15 protein-coding genes are annotated in these 18,757 nt (G+C 40.3%); 11 read left to right on the plus strand and 4 right to left on the minus strand.

Translation table 11 applies throughout. The annotated features are described in order from the left end of the window. Positions 1–48 precede the first annotated feature (48 nt). On the minus strand, positions 49–942 hold the full coding sequence (locus tag H1R81_RS15475; RefSeq protein ID WP_181841643.1) for a PIG-L family deacetylase: 894 nt from the start codon (positions 940–942) through the stop codon (positions 49–51). Positions 943–1,323: 381 nt separating this feature from the next. Here H1R81_RS15475 and H1R81_RS15480 point away from each other — a divergent pair, with 381 nt between their 5' ends. After that, positions 1,324–1,617 carry a putative quinol monooxygenase gene (locus H1R81_RS15480; protein WP_181841644.1) on the plus strand — a complete coding sequence of 98 codons (294 nt, stop codon included), beginning with the start codon at positions 1,324–1,326 and terminating at the stop codon, positions 1,615–1,617. A gap of 45 nt (positions 1,618–1,662) precedes the next feature. Then, a complete protein-coding gene (locus tag H1R81_RS15485) occupies positions 1,663–1,875 on the plus strand; it encodes a hypothetical protein (RefSeq protein ID WP_181841645.1) in 213 nt (70 codons plus the stop codon). 1 nt (position 1,876) lies between these two features. Here H1R81_RS15485 and H1R81_RS15490 read toward each other — a convergent pair whose 3' ends face one another. Then, a complete protein-coding gene (locus tag H1R81_RS15490; protein ID WP_181841646.1) occupies positions 1,877–2,740 on the minus strand; it encodes an AraC family transcriptional regulator in 864 nt (287 codons plus the stop codon). Between the two features lie 287 nt (positions 2,741–3,027). Here H1R81_RS15490 and H1R81_RS15495 point away from each other — a divergent pair, with 287 nt between their 5' ends. The 3 genes from H1R81_RS15495 (at position 3,028) to H1R81_RS15505 (ending at position 8,776) form a co-directional block, all read left to right on the plus strand. Then, on the plus strand, positions 3,028–6,066 hold the full coding sequence (locus H1R81_RS15495) for a TonB-dependent receptor (RefSeq protein ID WP_229251152.1): 3,039 nt from the start codon (positions 3,028–3,030) through the stop codon (positions 6,064–6,066). Positions 6,067–6,092: 26 nt separating this feature from the next. Continuing rightward, on the plus strand, positions 6,093–7,775 hold the full coding sequence (locus H1R81_RS15500; RefSeq protein WP_181841648.1) for a RagB/SusD family nutrient uptake outer membrane protein: 1,683 nt from the start codon (positions 6,093–6,095) through the stop codon (positions 7,773–7,775). Positions 7,776–7,885: 110 nt separating this feature from the next. Further along, positions 7,886–8,776 carry a sugar phosphate isomerase/epimerase gene (locus tag H1R81_RS15505; RefSeq protein ID WP_181841649.1) on the plus strand — a complete coding sequence of 297 codons (891 nt, stop codon included), beginning with the start codon at positions 7,886–7,888 and terminating at the stop codon, positions 8,774–8,776. 121 nt (positions 8,777–8,897) lie between these two features. On the opposite strand, the gene H1R81_RS15510 is transcribed toward H1R81_RS15505, so the two are convergent. Beyond that, positions 8,898–9,047 carry a hypothetical protein gene (locus H1R81_RS15510; RefSeq protein WP_181841650.1) on the minus strand — a complete coding sequence of 50 codons (150 nt, stop codon included), beginning with the start codon at positions 9,045–9,047 and terminating at the stop codon, positions 8,898–8,900. A gap of 129 nt (positions 9,048–9,176) precedes the next feature. Between H1R81_RS15510 and H1R81_RS15515 the strand changes: the two genes are divergently transcribed. From H1R81_RS15515 to H1R81_RS15525, 3 genes are all read left to right on the plus strand, one after another. Next, complete coding sequence (locus H1R81_RS15515; RefSeq protein ID WP_181841651.1) at positions 9,177–10,526, plus strand: DUF1080 domain-containing protein; 1,350 nt, start codon at positions 9,177–9,179, stop codon at positions 10,524–10,526. Between the two features lie 21 nt (positions 10,527–10,547). After that, entirely contained in the window at positions 10,548–12,569 is a 2,022-nt protein-coding gene (locus tag H1R81_RS15520) for a glycoside hydrolase family 3 N-terminal domain-containing protein (protein WP_181841652.1), read from the plus strand. 85 nt (positions 12,570–12,654) lie between these two features. Then, positions 12,655–13,989 (plus strand): Gfo/Idh/MocA family protein, encoded by a 1,335-nt coding sequence (locus H1R81_RS15525; RefSeq protein ID WP_181841653.1) that lies wholly within the window; start codon positions 12,655–12,657, stop codon positions 13,987–13,989. Between the two features lie 201 nt (positions 13,990–14,190). Here the strand turns inward: H1R81_RS15525 and H1R81_RS15530 are convergent, their stop codons facing one another. Continuing rightward, positions 14,191–15,741, minus strand: a complete 1,551-nt coding sequence (locus H1R81_RS15530; RefSeq protein ID WP_181841654.1) for a long-chain fatty acid--CoA ligase — start codon at positions 15,739–15,741, stop codon at positions 14,191–14,193. Positions 15,742–15,967: 226 nt separating this feature from the next. Here H1R81_RS15530 and H1R81_RS15535 point away from each other — a divergent pair, with 226 nt between their 5' ends. The 3 genes from H1R81_RS15535 (at position 15,968) to rdgB (ending at position 18,688) form a co-directional block, all read left to right on the plus strand. Beyond that, positions 15,968–16,813: a DUF2911 domain-containing protein gene (locus H1R81_RS15535; RefSeq protein WP_181841655.1), complete on the plus strand. Its 846-nt coding sequence runs from the start codon at positions 15,968–15,970 to the stop codon at positions 16,811–16,813. A 72-nt stretch (positions 16,814–16,885) separates the two neighbouring features. Then, the gene (prfA, locus tag H1R81_RS15540) at positions 16,886–17,962 is read left to right on the plus strand and encodes a peptide chain release factor 1 (RefSeq protein WP_181841656.1); all 1,077 of its coding nucleotides are present in this window, start codon (positions 16,886–16,888) and stop codon (positions 17,960–17,962) included. Positions 17,963–18,103: 141 nt separating this feature from the next. Next, positions 18,104–18,688 carry an RdgB/HAM1 family non-canonical purine NTP pyrophosphatase gene (gene rdgB, locus H1R81_RS15545; RefSeq protein WP_181841657.1) on the plus strand — a complete coding sequence of 195 codons (585 nt, stop codon included), beginning with the start codon at positions 18,104–18,106 and terminating at the stop codon, positions 18,686–18,688. The last annotated feature ends 69 nt before the right edge of the window (positions 18,689–18,757 follow it).

Below are 18,757 nucleotides of genomic sequence, written 5' to 3' on the forward strand. Positions count from 1 at the left end.
AAAACAGACACTTATCCGATAAAACGGTTTATCTGTTATCAGATATCCCTATTTGGTAGGAAACCCACTACTTTTCAGTTGCTCAAAAAAGGTTTTGGTTCTCTCAATATTCAGGTCGCCGTTTATTTCAAAATACCAGAATGTTTCCAGATCTCCCTTGTGCATGGCGGCGTTCATATCACCACTTTGAGATTTATGGCAGGCCTTTACCCAGTCGGCCACTATCATATAGCTATGTTTATTGTTTTCGCCAAAACCATAAGAGCGGTCAAAGTAGAACACAGGGGCTTTAGCCGAAGTCCTGGTTTCAGGATAATTTTCCAATTCTATGAACTTATAATCAGAATCCTTACCTGTCGATCTACCGCCTAATACAATCGGTTTGTCAGCACCTTTAAATCTTTGGGCTGCTCTTATGGCCATAATACTGGCTGTTTTGTGGTGGGCGTGTTGCCCCGCATCAGGTACTAAACAAAAAATAAAATCATATTTGCCTTGTTCTATAATCTTATCCAGTTTTTTCTCGCAATAGGTCATATCCCAACGCTCGCCGGATAAAAATGGCTCAGGGTTCATCTGATAAAAATCATCTATCTGGTCGAAAAAGTAAAAATTTCTGATACCCATTACCTCGCCAGAACAAAGCAGCTCTTTTTTTCTGATTAATGGCAGATATGTACGGCCCGTTGCCGAATCGGTCATGTTTTTACCATAATAACTTGATGCCACCAGACCATTATACCCACCCGAACCGTCGGTTATCAGGGCTACATCGGCAGTACCCTTCATTTCGTGAGTAACCTTAAAAACCGTTACCGGAAACATCGTTTCATCATCAGGATGAGCAGTTATAATCAGAACTTTGGGACCTTGACTATAAGAAGGATAATAGAAAAGCAGAAGAGAGAGGACAAAGTATAGCGTATGAGTAGCTTTTTTCATAATATAAATATAGGTAATGATAGATGATATATAGTTGTTAAGCCATATTTGAGCCAAAAGCTGCCACAAGCATATTCTTACTGTCCATCCATCAATTCTGACTTTTGGAGAGAGTGGGCATTCACTAATTTTGGACAATCAAACACACACAATTAACAATCAAGTATAGACAAATATTTTTTAAAAGCCATGAAAACTAATTACAAAAATCTTTTTTGTAGTTAGAGTTAATAGAAGTGCCTTTGAAACTACAGTATTAAATCAGGATTACATATATAGATCATTCTCATATTTTGTTTAGGTTAGGGGTTAGATAACCTCCTGTAGCTTTGCCGCAGGAGGTTTTTGTTTTTTCTTGTATATTTGTAAAAAATGTATTCCATGCTTATACGCTACGTAAGAATGACCTTTCAGGAAGATAAAGTGGCCGATTTCTTAAAGGTTTTTGATGACTCGAAAGAGCAAATCAGGGCTATGAGGGGTTGTGAGTATCTCGAACTGATGCGTGATATTAATCAACCTTCAGTTTTTATGACACATAGTCATTGGCTTTCAGAAGATGATTTGAATAATTATCGTGATTCCGCTCTTTTTAAAAGTACATGGGCTAAAACCAAACCACTGTTTGCCGATAAACCTATGGCTTTTTCAGTGGAAAGTGTAGTAGTGGTGTAATTTTTGTCAGAGTTTTTTCGTTCCAATTGAAAATAGACTAACCAAATGAAAAAAATAGCAATTCTTTGTATCATAGGTTTTTTTACTATCACCCCTGAGTTTTCGCAGGCAGCTATGCCTGATAGCAAAACAACCGTAAGCATGAAAAAAGAATTAGGTAAAGGCCGCAGAAAGAAGAACGGTTCTTACAAAAAGAAAAAAGGCTTTTTATGGGGTTTGTTCAAAGGCAAAAACCAGTGCGATTGCCCCAAACATTAATCTACTCCAGGAACTTCGTCCGGTAAGTCAGCGGAGTTATCTTTTTAATTGCCTTAAATTGCCTGTTGAAATTAGAAAGATTATTAAAGCCACTCTCAAAAGAAATCTCGGCAACGCTCATTTTATCAGCCATCAATAGTTTACAGGCGTGTTCGATACGTATTTCGGCGAGAAATTGCGAGAAAGTACGGCGTGTACGTTTTTTAAAGTAGCGGCTAAAGGCCGACTCACTCATGTTGGCCAGTTCGGCTACATCGCTTAGTTGTATTTCTTCCTGGTATTTCTGCATTACATATTCAAATACCTTATTCATACGAGCCGAATCTACCTCATTACGTAACGAGATAGGATTAGTTGTTAAATCCTGTTTATCTTCACTTTCAGCCAGAATCGTCAGAATCGAAATCATTTCAAGCAACCGGCTCATACCTTTCAGGGTAGGCAGATTTTTAAATTTAGGCTCAACCTTCTGTACGGTTTTCTCACCAAATGACAAACCTCTTTTCGAGCGCTCAAGTAAAGCCTTGATAGCCTGACTTTCAGGAACCTCAAGGAATTTATCGCCTAAAAAATCTTCCAGAAAATGAATCACCAGCGAACGGGCCTTTAAACCAGAATCTTTTACATAAAACTCTTCATCATTCCGGTAATAATGAGGTAGATACGAACCTATCATGCACAGGTCGCCCGGGCCGTAGTCAGTAATACTGCTGCCAATAAATTTCTTTCCGGTGCTTTCTAAGATTAGTACAATTTCGTACTCAGGGTGATAATGCCAGGGAGTCGGAAAAAAAGGGCACTCCTGTACAAAGAGATTAAACGAATAATCAGCAGGGTTCGATATTTTGAGTAATTGAGGCTTCATTTCTTTGGTCGCTATTAATGCCTGTTCAGTCTATGCTCTATCACTTTTGATAGCTAATGATAAAAATCATGTAAATATAATGGCAAAATTCAATTACACTATGTTTTCTTGATTAAATGTACAAATAACTTGTCAAAAAAATATTAGAAAATGACTAAATTTTAGTGGTAAAAGCCTATATCTATTCCTAATTTTGTAATTATTCCAATATTAAATTTTCATTTTTTTAGCGGAAGCCTAATTTTATATTAACCTTAATTATTTGTATGAAACAACTACTACAAAAAATGCTGCTTGTGTTTGCCGTGCTCCTGAGCTGGCAGTTTGCACAAGCTCAAAACCGAACTGTTTCGGGAAAAGTTTCTGACGTAGGAGGTTCTCCTCTTCCGGGTGTTAGTGTTACGGTAAAAGGTACTACGCAAGGTGCCATCACAGATGCGGCTGGTAAATTTTCAGTTCAAGCCTCAAGTAATGCGGTTTTAGTATTTAGTTACATCGGGTTCAAAGCGCAGGAGATTGCTTCTGCCGGAAGAACCACAATCGATGTATCGTTGGAAGAAGATGCGGCCGCTTTAAGCGAAGTGGTTGTGGTTGGTTATGGTTCTCAAAAGAAAAGCCAGACTACCGGTGCTATTTCGTCAGTAAGTGCGAAACAGATCCAGGAAATGCCTATTACCAGTTTAGGCCAGGCAATGCAAGGCCGTGTGGCTGGGGTTGACGTTTCACAATCAGGTTCAAGACCAGGTTCAGTGCCAAAAATTCTGATTCGTGGTCGTCGTTCGTTCAATGCAGGTAACGACCCACTTTATGTGGTTGATGGTATTCCGCTTTCAGCAGGTTACGAAGATTTGAATCCAAGCGATGTTCAGTCAATGGAGGTTTTAAAAGATGCTACCGCTACAGCCATCTATGGTGCCAGAGGTGCTAATGGGGTTGTACTTGTAACCACTAAGAGAGGCGCGGTAAAAGGAAAAACAACAGTAAGTTTTGATACTTATGGTGGAGTTTCTACACCGTTAGATAAAATCCAGTTATTTAGCGGCCCAGAGTTTTTAGAGTATGTAAGAGAGGCTTACAGAGCTACCAATAATTATAAAGATGCTAATGGTAACCCTGTACCAACAGGTGTGGGCGACCCTGCCGCTGATGCAAAAGTAGCCGTATTAGGTGGTGACCCTGCTGTTGCGAAAGGTATTGCCAATGGTACTAACACCGACTGGCAGGATTTGCTTTTACGTAATGGTGTAATGCAAAACCACTCATTGGGTGTACAAGGGGGCAATGATAAAACGCAGTTTTATATTTCAGGAGGCTATTTTCAGGATAAAGGAATTACGGCTGGTCTTGATTACACCCGTATGTCTTTGAGAATTAACATTGACCACAATATCAATAACCGCCTGAAAGTAGGTATCTCGTCTTACACAATGTATAGCATCAGAAATGGCGAAAACCTGAATCCTTACGGGATGACAATCCAGCAAAACCCATTGGCAGTGCCTTATGATGATAAAGGAAATATCATTTTCTCGCCAACTAATGATGCTTTGTTGACAAACCCGTTAGCTGAAATTGTACCGGGTGCGCAAGTTGACGAGACTAAAAAATATCGCTTGTTCAATAGCTTGTATGCGGAAGTTAAAATCATAGAAGGCCTGAAATATCGTATAAACTTCGGTCCTGACTTTACTATTCAGAGATGGGGAAGATTTGTAGGATCAGCCACTAATGCTCGTAAACTTGGTGATCCACAAGCCTCAGTTCAGAATAACAATGGCTTTAACTGGACACTTGAAAACATCGTTAATTACAACAAAACATTTGGTGGCAAACATAATTTGGGTGTTACTTTATTGCACTCAATTCAAAGAGATAATTTCGAGGTTTACAGAACAGAAGTACAGGGTGTGCCTGCAGAATCGCAACAATTCTATAACTTAGGTAATGCAAGTTCAGTATTATTGGTAGGTAGTGGTTTGACACAATGGACGATCAACTCTTACATGGCTCGTGTGAACTACGATTTTAATGATAAGTATCTCCTGACTGCTACATTACGTCGTGATGGTTCAAGCCGTTTCGGGGCTAATACCAAATATGGTAACTTCCCTGGTATAGCTTTGGGCTGGAATATCAGCAATGAATCATTCATGAAACAAATCACCTGGTTAGACTTATTAAAACTGAGAGCGGGTTGGGGTGTAGTAGGTAATCAGGGGGTAGCTCCTTATCAGACACAAGGTTTGTTAACCAGAACAGCCTATGCCTGGGGATCAGTAGCAGCATTTGGTTATAGACCATCTACTATCGGAAATCCTGACCTGAAATGGGAATCTTCTGCTACAGCTAATATCGGTTTAGATTTCAGCTTCTTAAGAGGTAGAATCCAGGGTTCATTAGAATTATATGAAACTAATACTACTGACCTTCTATTATCTGACCAACTTCCAGGATCAATTGGCTTCGGTTCTGTAACCAGAAACGTAGGCCAGACCCGTAATAAAGGTATTGAGTTGGGTGTAACAACCGTAAACGTAAACTCTCCAAGTGGTTTCAAATGGACAACTGACTTTACCTTTACTAAAAACAAAGAGGCAATCATCTCATTATATAATGGTAAAGTTGATGACTTAGGAAACCGTTGGTTTATTGGCCAGCCATTAAACTCTTACTTTGATTACAAGAAAGTGGGTATCTGGCAAACAAATGAAGCTGACCTGGCAAAATCGTTTGGTAGCGAGGTTGGTCAGATCAGAGTACAGGATACAAATGGTGATGGTAAAATCACAGCTGCCGACCGTGTATTGTTAGGTTCAGACATCCCTAATTTCAGTGCTGGGTTCACAACCAGATTCGAATACAAAGGCTTTGATTTATCTGCTTTCTTGTTTGGTCGTTTCGGAAACATGATTGTAAGTGGTTTCCATCAGGATAGAAACCAGTTGGCTGGTAGATACGAACAGATTAAAGTTGACTACTGGACACCAAATAACCCTACCAACGAATTCCCTCGTCCGAAAAGTAATCAGGAGTTCCCGGTTTATAATACCACTCTGATTTATTTTGATGGTACTTTTGTTAAATTAAGAAATGTTAATTTCGGCTATACTTTCTCACCAAAAATCGCCAAAAAATTGGGCATGGAGTCTCTACGTGTGTACACAAGTATTCAACAGCCTAAAATCTGGTCTTCATACCGTGACAAATACAATGGTATTGACCCAGAAGCAACGATTACTTCTTCGGGTAATGGTACCACCTCTGTTAGTTCAAACGTTGTACCTGCTACTTCGGTTACTACCTTTGGTCTGAACGTGAGATTCTAAGTCGAAAAACTCTAATTATTAAGAAAATGAAACTAAAAAATATATTAAAACCAATCAAAGTCTTAGGAGTAATGTCAATGCTTCTGGCAACTCAGTCTTGCAAGGATTTATTGGACGAGGAAGTAGTATCAGGTATCGGCAACGATTATATGAACACTACAAAAGGGTTTGAAGATGCGGTAAAATCAGCGTATTCATCACTCAGATATTTCTACGGAAGCCAGCAAGGCTTAACACTGACCGAATATGGTACTGATATTTATGCAACAGGCGCAGATGGTGGCTATAAAGGCTTTCACTTCTACGATACACAGATGCAGCCTACTGTTGATTATCTCATTAATACATGGGACGAGCTATATCGTGGTATCAATACCTGTAATGCTATTATTGACAGAGCTCCCAAGGCAGCCGTATCAGATGCTGTCAAAAAGCTAAGAGTAGCAGAGGCTAAATTCTTAAGAGCACATTACTATTATATCCTGTTCATGCAATGGGGTGGAGTAGACTTAAGATTGACTGAAACACTGGCACCTACCAAGGAAACCTCAAGAGCTACAGATGCCCAGATGTACACAGCCATCATTAATGATCTGAACGATGCAGTAGCTAATCTGGAAGCCAAAGGTCATTCGTCAGACTATGGCCGTGCAACTAAGGCCTCTGCAGAAGCACTTTTGGCCAAAGTTTATCTGGCAAAAGCCTATTCGTCTTCAAAAGCTGCCGATGATTTCTCAAAAGCTGCAACACTTTGTAATAGTGTAATTAATAATTACGGTTTCAAATTATTAGACGATTTTGCATCAGTACATGATGAAAACAATCAGCAGAATAGTGAGGTTGTATATGCAGTACAATACACCTCTGACCCACTAACCAACCTAACCAACAATACAGGTGCGGTAAATGGTGGTAACAACCTGCACTTGTTTTTCGGTATGCAATATGACGTACAGCCGGGTATGAAACGTGACGTATTCTACGGAAGACCATTTAAACGTCTGCGTCCTACAGCTTATCTTTTGAATACTGTTTTTGCCGACAGAACCAATGATTCTCGTTACAAAAAGACTTTCAGAGATACCTGGTTGAGTAATAACCCAGGAGCTAACCTGAATGCTTCTTTTGATAACTCAAAATCTAAGCTTACGTTTGCTGCTGGAGATACCGCTATCTTTATTCCTGGCTACGAAATGTCTGTAGACGAGCGCGCGAAGAAAAAATATCAGGTATTGGTACCAAGTGCTTATAGCGAAGCCTTGTTCCCGACTTTAATGAAGTTTTTTGATACCAAACGTCCCGACCTTACCTATGAAGCAGGTAGCCGTGACTACTTCGTGTTCCGTTTGGCAGATATTTACCTGATGTTAGCCGAAGCTCAATTGAAGGCTGGAAATGTATCTGAAGCAACCAAAGCAATTAATATGGTTCGTTACAGAGCGGGCTGGCCGGGTAAAAAAGATGCTATGCTAATTACAGATGCCCAAATGAACTTCGAAATGATTGTCGAAGAAAGAGCGAGAGAATTGGCTGGCGAACAAATGCGTTGGGTAGATTTGAAACGTTGGGGAATATTAGTAGACAGAGTGAAAAAATATAACCCACAAGCAGCGGGTAATATCACAGATAAACACTATGTGCGTCCAATCCCTCAGACACAAATCGACAGATCAGCACAGGGGGCGTTTGCACAAAATCCAGGATTTTAGTTAGTTTTGTTTCATCATAGTTCATTGGAGAGGCTCCTTCATTTCAAGGAGTCCTCTCTTTTTAAGTTTTAGTAATTCAACATTTATTCATAATAAACATAATCAACCCCATGAACCGCAGAGACTTCCTCGCTCAGGCGTCGCTACTGACTGCATCTTCACTCATTTCGTTTGAAAGTTTGGCCGCTGCAAAAGTTAAACATAAAATGGCATATTCGGCTATTACCTGGAATGGTAACGACCTCGTAGCTATCAAAGACATTGCCGCTTTAGGCTTCAAAGGAATACAGTTAAGAGCAAACACCTACGCACCTTTCAAAGATAAGCCACAAGACTTAAAAGATATTTTAGACCAGAACGGCCTTACTTTAGCTATGTTCTCAAGCGGAAACGTAGGTATAAGTGATGATATTTCTAAAGATCTGGAAACACATCTCAACCACGCACGTTTCATAAAAGCCTTAGGAGGAAAATCATTACAGATAACCAATAATTCACGTCCGAAAGACAGGATGCCGACAACAGAAGAATTGAAGAAATATGCAAAGAATATGTCGGAAATCTCTAAACAAATAATAGGAGAAACGGGTGTTCAACCGGCATGGCACAATCATATGCACCAATTGGGCGAAACACCAGAGGAGGTTGAAATTGTCGCTACAAGCATGGATACCAACTATATTAAGCTGGAACTTGATGTGGCTCACTATACACAAGGAGGCGGAAATGCAGCTGATGCCGTTATTAAATATAAAGATATTCTGTATGCTACACATATCAAAGATACGAAGCCTGCCGAAAGCAAATCAGGGTATCAGTTTGTAGAGTTGGGGCAGGGGCGTGTCGATTTTCCGGCTATTTTTAAAGCATTAGAAAAGATTAAATTCAAAGGCTGGAATGTAATAGAATTAGATTCGGTGCCTGTAAAAGGAAGAACAGCCCTCGAGAGCGGCCAGACCAGCAAAAAGTATCTGGAATCAATAAATATTAAATTCTCCTGATTGCAGCATAATTCCTGAGCACTACTTTTAATCGGCAGAACCTGTAGGTCAGCTTCATCAATTGAAGGAGAAGCCGGAATCACTAAGACTTTAGCCAGACTTTTCAAGTTTGCTCATTGAATCAATTGCCACGGCCTGAAGGAAGGCCGTGGATTACTCCCATTGTCTGAGCTTTAGTCAAGACTTTAATTTGGGTTTCAGAATCAGCAAACGAGTTTTCATAATAAATCAATACGCTTTGAAAGTAAATATCGTTAACTATTAAATTCATCAGAAAATTTTATAGGAACAGGCAGAATGTTTATCAAATTTTAGGAATTTTTAGACAGATAGGTATTAGACAGATAAGTGTATAAATTGTAATTTTGAATAAAAATTATTCAATCCTATTCATACCTGAATGAAAAAAATACTAATTGTTTTTCTGGTTGTTCAGTCAGTTTTCTACACGGCTGCAGCACAGAAATGGACTTCACTTTTTAATGGAAAAGATCTGAAAGGCTGGAAACAACTAAACGGTAAAGCCAAATATACCATTGAAAACGGCGAAATAGTAGGTACCACAGTATCAGACACCCCTAACTCTTTTCTGGCTACTGAGAAAGATTATGGCGATTTCATCCTCGAATTGGAGCTGAAAGTCGATAATTCGATGAATTCAGGCATACAATTCCGTAGTTTGTCAAAATCTGATTACAAAGATGGCCGTGTGCATGGCTATCAGATGGAAATTGACCCATCAGACCGGGCATGGTCGGGCGGCATTTATGATGAAGCCCGCCGCGATTGGCTGTATATTCCGAATGCTAACCCGGAGGGTAAAAAAGCCTTTAAGAAAGGCGAATGGAATAAGTATCGCATCGAAGCTATCGGCAATATTATCCGCACCTGGGTAAATGGCGTACCCGTAGCCTATCTGGTTGATGATGTAACACCAAGCGGCTTTATTGCCCTGCAAGTACACGCTATTGGCAAGAATGATACACCGGGTAAACAGATTCGTTGGAGAAATATCAGAATCCAGACAGATAATCTGAAACCAAGCCCTGTTGATAATACGCCCGTAGTAAACCTGTTATTGAATAACTTATCACCACAAGAAAAGGCACAGGGTTTTAAAATGCTTTTCAACGGAAAGGATTTCACGGGCTGGAGAGGGGTACACCAGACTACTATGCCCGGAAAGCGTTGGAGTGTAACTGATGGTACAATTAACATAAGCCCATCAGATGGTTCTGAAACGGGCAATGATATTGTAACAGATGAGCAATTCGGGGCTTTTGAACTGACTTTTGAGTTTAAACTAACCGAAGGAGCTAATTCGGGTTTAAAATACTTCGTGAACGAAGATTTTGATTCAGGCGGAAAATCAGGCATAGGGCTTGAATTTCAGGTATTGGACGACGAACGTCACCCTGATGCAAAAATGGGTGTAGTAGGCAACCGTACACTGGCGAGTTTATATGACCTGATACCATCTTATAAACTGGATAAACGTTTCCAGCGTAAGATTGGCGACTGGAATCAGGCACGCCTCGTAGTTTACCCGAATAATATCGTTCAACACTGGTTGAATGGCTTTAAAGTATTAGAATACGAAAGAAAAAGTAATATTTTTAACGCTTTAGTAGCCCGAAGTAAATATGCGAAGTATAATAACTTTGGAGCAGGCGATAAAGGTCACATTCTGTTGCAGGATCATGGCAATAATGTTTCGTTTAAGAATCTGAAGATCAGAGAGTTGAAATAATCATCTAAACTAAACAATGATATGAAATCAAAATATCTTTCTATCATACTACTGGTGGTAGGGTTTAGTAATGGTTTTGCTCAAAAAGTTAAGCAGGCAGATTTAGGTTATCGTTCGGCTAAAATTCTGAAAATAGCTGGTTTAGACTTTAAAGATCTGAATAAAAACGGTAAACTTGATAAATACGAAGACTGGCGGTTGCCGAATGACGAAAGAATAAAAGACCTTATTTCTCAGATGACTCTTGAGGAAAAAATAGGTTTTATGATTATCAGCACCACGCGCCTCGCAGGAGACAATTCTTTTCAGGCTGGTGCTGCAAGAGCAGAGATTTCAAATGGGTTCAATGAAGAAGATTTGATGCAACCCATCAATATGTTTACCCGAAAGCCATTGCCTGTACCGATGATGTCAGCAGCAGGAACAACAAAGGGTGTAACAAATTTTCATCTTCGTCATTTTATTCTCCGAGCGAATACGAATGCCAGAACGATGGCCGAGTGGTCGAATAATTTGCAAGCTTTGTGTGAAAGTTCACGCTTGGGTATTCCTGCTATTGTGGCCTCTAACCCGCGTAATCATATAACGATTGATGCTTCTATCGGATTAAGTGTGGGCACTACAGTTTTTTCGAAATGGCCTGGCGAATTGGGTATGGCAGCCATGAGAGATTTGAAGCTGACTCGTGAGTTTGCCGAAATAGCTGCAAAGGAATGGGTGTCGGTAGGTTTAAGAAAAGGCTATATGTATATGGCTGATTTAGCTACTGAACCACGTTGGCAACGTATTGAAGGCACCTTTGGTGAAGATGCTGACCTAACTTCGAACATGATTCGTGAGATTGTCTTAGGTTTTCAAGGCAAACAACTGAATAAAAATTCGGTAGCCATGACAACCAAACATTTTCCGGGTGGTGGCCCACAGATAGGCGGACAAGATTCACACTTTGACTGGGGTAAATATGCGCATTATCCGGGGGGTATGTTTGATTATCATGTAAAACCTTTTATTGCTGCCATCAATGCAGGTACTTCTGCCATTATGCCTTATTATTCAGCCCCGAAAGATAAGAGTATGGAGGAGGTTGGGTTTTCTTATAATAAGGCAATCATTCAGGATTTATTACGCAAAAAATTAGGCTTTAAAGGTATTATTAATTCAGATACAGGGCCTATTGATATGATGCCCTGGGGTGTTGAAAACCTGACGATTATACAACGCTATCAGAAAGCCCTTGAGGCAGGTGTCGATATTTTCTCAGGAGGTGCTGACCCGGCTCTTTTACTCGAAACCGTTAAGACCGGATTGGTTTCTGAAGCAAGAATTAACGAATCTGTTACCCGCTTGCTAAGAGAAAAATTTGAACTGGGCTTATTCGAAAATCCATTTGTTGACACAGAACTTGCTGTAAAAACGGTTGGCAATACGGAGTTTCAGAAAAAGGCCGATATAGCTTTTCGTAAATCGATTGTGTTGTTGAGAAACGATGCTCAGTTATTACCAATCGCACAAAAGAGAAAGGTTTATTTTGAGACTTATTACGAAAGAGGAGGCCCTCCCGGTGGACAGGCACAAAACCCTGTTTCTATAAATATTCCGAAAGAGAATAAATGGAATCTTGAGTTTGTAGCCAATAAAGAAGAGGCAGATGTAGTTTTAGTCTGGCTTATTCCTACAGGGGGTGGGTTGTTCAGCTCACAAGGAAAACCGATAGATTTGAGTTTGTCTAAAAACAAAATCAATGTGTCGCATATCAACGAATTAATCAATTCGAAACCGACAGTAGTAGTGGTTAATTATACCAATCCGTGGGTGATTGATGAAATTGATAAAGGGAAGACCCAAACGATTCTGGCCACCTTTAGTACAACACAGGATGCTGTTTTGGATATTGTAACTGGCAAATTTGATCCAAGCGGAAAAATGCCTTTCAGCACGCCTGTTTCGCAGAAAGCAGCAGAGGACAACAAATCAGATGTACCAGGATTTATGGAGCCTGGTTATGCACTATTCAAATTTGGTGATGGGCTGAATTATAAGTAATTTGGTAGAGAAGTACATTAGAAATCTAAGTCTTATATTCATTTAAATAAACACTCAAGCAAGTAATATTCAATCCAATAAAACTATGACAACCCGCAGAGATTTTATTATCAAATCAGTTCTGGCTACTGCAGCCACTGGTTTTTCGGCAAAAAGTTATGGCAAAATCATCGGAGCAAACGACCGTGTACGTGTGGGCTGTGTTGGTTTCTCTGACCGCCACCGTGCTTCTCACGTAGGCCCTTTCAAAGCCATGCAAAAAGAAATGAACTTCGAAATGGTTGCCCTTTCTGATTTGTGGAACCGCCGCCGTGAAGAAGGAAAAGCCTTTTTAGATAAACAATTAGGTAGCGATGTGAAAGTTTTCCGTAATAACGAAGAGCTGTATGCATCGAAAATGGTAGATGCAGTTTTCATTTCAACTGCTGACTTCCAACACGCCTTACATACCATAGAGGCCGTAAAAGCCGGTTGTGATACTTATACGGAGAAACCATTGGCTGAAACAATGGAAGATAACCGTGCAGTATTGAAAGCGGTAAAAGCATCGGGTAAAATCGTTCAGATTGGTTCACAGCGCAGAAGTGGTGAAAACTATTTTGCTGCAGAAGATTTCATTAAATCTGGCAAATTCGGCCCGATTGTGATGGTTGAGTTAATGTGGAATGTAAACCAACCGGGTCGTTGGAGAAGACCGGAATTAACAAAAGATCTGAAAGAATCGGATGTTGATTGGAAACGTTATCTGATGAACCGTCCGATGGTTCCGTTCGACCCTCGTAAATACTTAGAGTACCGTTTATTCTGGCCTTATTCATCTGGTATTCCTGGCCAATGGATGAGCCACCAGATTGATACTGTACACTGGTTCTCAGGTTTACCACATCCACGTTCGGTAGTTGCCAATGGTGGTATCTATCAATGGAAAGATGGCAGAAGTAATGCAGATACGCTAACTGTGGTATTTGATTACGGCCCATTAAATGATAAATCGACTGGCTTCCAGGTACAATTTACTTCCCGTTTCTCAAACTCAGCAGGTGAAACTAAAGAGTTATACTACTCAAACGGTGGTATGATTAACTTAGATACGAACGAAATCTCTGCCACAGGTGGTTTACGTGAGCGTGAAGCAAAAGCTATGGGCTTACAACCAAACTTGTTGCCAACCGTGAAACTGGAAGGTGCAAAAGTAGAATCAGGTGCCAATACAGGCGGTGACCCGTTAACATTTGCACACATCAAAAACTGGATGGAATGTGTACGTAGCCGTAAAACCCCTCATGCGCCAATTGAAGCCGGTTATTCGCACTCAATTGCTACGATCATGTCGAACGCTGCTTATCGTACAGGTTTGAAAGTTACGTTTGATGAGAAAACGCAAGAGGTATTAGCAGGTGGAAAACCGTTTAAATACTGATTTCCTGTATTGATAAACAAAAGGGTCTGGAAGAAACCTCTTCCAGACCCTTTTGTTTTACTGGGTTTTTGAAGTTGATTGGCTGTAATATAAAAACGTTACCGCTGGTACAAAAATAGAGACAATGCATTGCCCAATCTCTACAAATTTGGAATTTCCAGAGAATGTTTTTGAAACATAACATCTCCACCAAAGGAATACCTACTTCAACCTCAACTCCCGCTTCAATATCTTGCCCGATGCACCCATTGGCAGGCTGCTCATAAACTCAATTACTCTCGGATATTTATACGAAGCAATCTGTTCCTTTGTCCAGTTAATGAGTTCTTTATCTTTGATAGTTGTATTAGGTTTCAGAACCACACAAGCCTTTATTTCTTCACCGTATTCCTCACTTGGAATACCAATCACTGCTACCATCGAAACCGCCGGATGTTGCATCATCAACTCTTCAACTTCACGTGGATATACATTATATCCCCCCCTGATAATCATATCTTTGGTACGGTCAACAATAAAATAGAAACCATCATCATCTCTGATACCTATATCGCCTGAGTGTAACCAACCATTGATAATCGTTTCAGCCGTGGCATCAGGTCGTTTATAGTAGCCCTTCATAACATTGTGTCCTCTATAACAAATCTCTCCCTTTTCATTGTTGCCTAACTCATTCCCGTTTTCATCCATAATACAAACCTCGACACCCCATACCGGAGTACCCACCGACCCAGGTTTGCGGCCGCGGTCTTTCTGATTGAAAGTTACTACCGGCGATCCTTCAGACATACCATAACCCTCTAAAATAGCCACATCAAACTTTTGTTCAAAGTCTCGTAAAACCTGTACAGGTAATGCCGCTCCACCCGACATACAAAGCTTGAGATTATTTTTAATAGCCCCCATATCAAACTTATCAGTATCAGCGTAAGTCAATAAACCCCAATACATGGTAGGTACGCCTGCAAAATGCGTAATTTTTTCTTTCTGCATAAGGGTAAGCACCATTTCAGCATCAAATCGGGGCACAAGTACACTGGTTGCCCCTTTATAGATACTTGCCAGCATACAAACCGTTTGCCCGAAAATATGAAACAATGGAAGCACTAACATAGATTTGTCGTCATAAGATAAATCCTGTAAATCTTTGCTCAGGCAGGCATTCAGAAAAAGGTTTGAATGAGTTAGTTCTGCACCTTTCGGGCGGCCTGTGGTGCCGGAGGTATAGATAATAACTGCTGTATCGTCAGGAGAAGTAAAATGGCTTTGAAATACAGGTGATTGCCCGGTCATCAGCATACCTAAAGTTTTAGTGCCTTCAATAGGAGTCGCATCGGTAAAAGCAGGGGTTATCATAAAGAAATTTTTACAGGTATCAATCATTTCAAAACCTGCGAGGCCTTCCTGTCCCATCGGCATTTCGGGTGTACCTACAAAGCAGAAATAAGCCTTGGCATCAGAATCCTGCAAATGAAAAGCAATTTCATTGCGTTTCAATAATACACTTAATGGGACAACCGTAGCACCTGTTTTCAGGATCCCGAAGTAAATCATCGGGAAATATGGTAGGTTTGGACAGGTAAGGGCAACTTTATCGCCATGCCCGATTCCCAAGGCTTTTAAGCCATTAGCAATCTGATTGGCAACGGCATCTAATTGACCGAAGGTAATTCTTTTATCAGCAAAAATAAGAGCTTCTTTGGCAGGTGAGTTACGAGCATGGTGCTCTAAAATGGTTGAAAGGTTAAACATAGTGTAACAGGTTTTATTGATTGTGCAATTTAAAGATTTGGTTGTACTATTAAAAGGTATTATTTGTGTAAATTTGTTGGTATGGACAAAACGTTTTGTTGCTTGTAAAAGGACAACTTTTAAGATATTTTTAGTAGTAATACTAAAAAACTAACCAAAAAGCACACGCCAACGGAAGATAAATCTTAACTTCGCACCCGAAACCTAATATCACAGACAAAAACCAATGAAACGTTTAAACCTGAAGCTATTTATAGCTTGTACCTTTATATCCATTTCAAGTTTTGCACAAATCAATACACCTCCGGTAAGCCCTTCGGCTACTGTTTCGCAAGGGATTGGTTTGACGAAAATTACAATTGATTATAGCCGCCCGTCGGTGAAAGGGCGTAAAATTTTTGGTGATTTAGTGCCTTTCGGAAAAGTCTGGAGAACAGGCGCAAACAAAATCACCTCAATTAAGTTTGATGATGATGTGGTAATAAACGGCACACCGGTAAAAGCAGGTAGCTATGGGCTTTATACAATACCAACTGCCACTGAATGGACAGTTATCCTGAATACAGACGATAAGCAATGGGGCTCTTACGGATATGATGATAAAAAAGATGTGTATCGTTTCAAAGTGAAGCCAGCCAAAAGCAAAAGCTTTGTAGAACAAATGGCCATTGATATTGAGGGTATCAACCCGACTATTTCAGACATAGCCATTAAGTGGGAAAACACGGAAGCAAAATTCAGAGTAGAGCAACCGGTTAATGACAAAATCATGGCAGAGATAGAAGAGAAAACATCAAAGGCAGATGCTACGATTGATACCTATTTCGCAGCCGCTGATTATTATTACCAAAAGGGTATTCATTTAGATAAAGCTTTGGTTTGGGCCAATAAGGTGATCGAACAAAACAAAGAATACTGGGCGTATCAGTTGGTAGCCCGTGTAGCAGCTAAACAAGGAAATTGTGCGGTAGCCTTACCAAATGCTGAGAAGTCGATGGAGTTGGCAAAGAAAGCAGGAGATGATGCTTATATCAAGCTGAATCAGAATGTTTTTGCACAATGTAAAAAATAAACGCGCCTATCCGGCAATTCTCCCAAGCTGTTTTCGTAATAAGCTTGGGAGTTTTTTTAATTTGTTAAATGTATGTTAGAGCAGTTAGAAGCCATTAGAGAAAGATTTGAAGAGGTATCTCAACAGATTACGATGCCAGAAGTGGTATCTGACATGGCAAAATTTAAACGATTGAGCAAAGAGTATAAAGACCTTGAGAAGATAGTCAGCCAACTCAATGCCTACAAGAATATCCTTTCAAATATAGAAGGGGCCAAGGATATTATCGCCAATGAAAAGGACGAAGAAATGCGTGAGATGGCAAAAGAAGAATTGGATATTCTGACACCTCAGAAAGAAGAAGCTGAGGCTATTCTGAAAGAGATGCTGATACCAAAAGACCCGAATGATAGCAAAAACGTGATCCTGGAGATACGTGCTGGAACCGGTGGAGATGAAGCTTCTATTTTTGCAGGAGACCTGTTCAGAATGTATCAGCGTTATATTGAAAGACAAGAAGGTTGGACAATGACACTTCTCGACCACAACGAAGGTACTTCTGGAGGATACAAAGAAATAATTTTGCAGGTAGAGGGAGAAGATGTGTATGGCAAATTAAAATTTGAATCAGGCGTGCATCGTGTACAACGTGTACCTGCTACCGAATCTCAGGGACGTGTGCATACCTCTGCGGCATCAGTAGCAGCTATGCCGGAAGCTGATGAGGTAGATATTCAGTTGAATATGAATGATATTCGGGTAGATACTTTTAACTCATCAGGTGCGGGTGGGCAGTCGGTAAATACTACCTATTCGGCGGTGCGTATGACTCACATTCCATCAGGGATAGTGGTTTCTTGTCAGGATGAGCGTTCACAGATTAAAAACCGTGAAAAAGCCCTTTCAGTACTGCGTTCAAGGTTGTATGAAATGGAATTGGCTAAACACAATGCCATGATTGCCGATGCTCGCAAAACATTGGTTGGCAGCGGTGACCGTTCAGACAAAATTCGTACATATAACTACCCACAAAGCCGTGTAACCGATCACCGTATTGGACTGACAGTCTATAACCTGCCGAGCGTAATGGACGGCGCCATTGACGATTTTATCGAACAACTTCGCATTGCTGATAATGCTGAGAAAATGAAAGAGGGCCTGGGCGCATAAGGCTTTACCTTTTGGAGAAATAAACAAGGAGAATAAAGAAAGTCAAATCTTTACTTTCTTCATTCTCCATCATTCAGTCTACGAATAGATTTTTTTCTTTTTTCCATTTTTCTTGTTCCAAACAAATATCTATCATTAGCCATGATTTTATGCCTCGCAACGAATAATCAACACAAAGTAGAAGAACTGCAAGCCCTGTTGGGTAACAAATATCAGTTAAAAACACTGGCAGATATTGGCTGTTATGACGAGATTCCTGAGACCGAGAATACCTTTCAGGGTAACTCCCGTCAGAAAGCACTTTTTGTCCGCGAAAGATTTGGAGTAAACAGCATTGCTGACGATTCGGGTCTGGAAGTAGATGCGTTAAATGGCGAACCAGGTGTTTTCTCGGCCCGGTATGCTGGAAAGCATGGAAATCATGCAAAGAATATGGAATTGCTTCTTAAAAACCTGGAAGGGATTGAAGACCGTAGGGCGCAATTCAGATGCGTGATTACATTGATTTTAGGTGATGATATTCATCAGTTTGATGGAATTATCAGAGGAAGTATAACGCAAGAAAAGCGAGGTGCCTATGGCTTTGGATACGACCCGCTTTTTGTTCCTGACGGATATGACCGAACTTTTGCCGAAATGAGTATCGAGGAAAAAAATCCTATCAGCCATCGTGGTTTAGCCGTAGTTCAGCTGATTGAGTTTTTAGAAAGTTTGCCAAAAGCATAATAATCAACCGCTTAGTTTTTACAAAAGATTACAACTACCTGTTAAAATAAAAAAGCGAAGCCTTGGCTT

Source organism: Emticicia sp. BO119 (assembly GCF_013912375.1).
Lineage (GTDB): Bacteria > Bacteroidota > Bacteroidia > Cytophagales > Spirosomataceae > Emticicia.

Bases quoted from the DNA above. Each gene is read 5' to 3' on its own strand.
- H1R81_RS15495 (WP_229251152.1), top strand. From the start codon at position 3,028: ATGCTGCTTGTGTTTGCCGTGCTCCTGAGCTGGCAGTTTGCACAAGCT.
- H1R81_RS15530 (WP_181841654.1), bottom strand. From the start codon at position 15,741: ATGTTTAACCTTTCAACCATTTTAGAGCACCATGCTCGTAACTCACCT.
- H1R81_RS15510 (WP_181841650.1), bottom strand. From the start codon at position 9,047: ATGAATTTAATAGTTAACGATATTTACTTTCAAAGCGTATTGATTTAT.
- H1R81_RS15475 (WP_181841643.1), bottom strand. From the start codon at position 942: ATGAAAAAAGCTACTCATACGCTATACTTTGTCCTCTCTCTTCTGCTT.
- H1R81_RS15505 (WP_181841649.1), top strand. From the start codon at position 7,886: ATGAACCGCAGAGACTTCCTCGCTCAGGCGTCGCTACTGACTGCATCT.
- H1R81_RS15520 (WP_181841652.1), top strand. From the start codon at position 10,548: ATGAAATCAAAATATCTTTCTATCATACTACTGGTGGTAGGGTTTAGT.
- prfA (WP_181841656.1), top strand. From the start codon at position 16,886: ATGTTAGAGCAGTTAGAAGCCATTAGAGAAAGATTTGAAGAGGTATCT.
- H1R81_RS15490 (WP_181841646.1), bottom strand. From the start codon at position 2,740: ATGAAGCCTCAATTACTCAAAATATCGAACCCTGCTGATTATTCGTTT.
- H1R81_RS15515 (WP_181841651.1), top strand. From the start codon at position 9,177: ATGAAAAAAATACTAATTGTTTTTCTGGTTGTTCAGTCAGTTTTCTAC.
- H1R81_RS15500 (WP_181841648.1), top strand. From the start codon at position 6,093: ATGAAACTAAAAAATATATTAAAACCAATCAAAGTCTTAGGAGTAATG.
- H1R81_RS15535 (WP_181841655.1), top strand. From the start codon at position 15,968: ATGAAACGTTTAAACCTGAAGCTATTTATAGCTTGTACCTTTATATCC.
- H1R81_RS15525 (WP_181841653.1), top strand. From the start codon at position 12,655: ATGACAACCCGCAGAGATTTTATTATCAAATCAGTTCTGGCTACTGCA.
- H1R81_RS15485 (WP_181841645.1), top strand. From the start codon at position 1,663: ATGAAAAAAATAGCAATTCTTTGTATCATAGGTTTTTTTACTATCACC.
- rdgB (WP_181841657.1), top strand. From the start codon at position 18,104: ATGATTTTATGCCTCGCAACGAATAATCAACACAAAGTAGAAGAACTG.
- H1R81_RS15480 (WP_181841644.1), top strand. From the start codon at position 1,324: ATGCTTATACGCTACGTAAGAATGACCTTTCAGGAAGATAAAGTGGCC.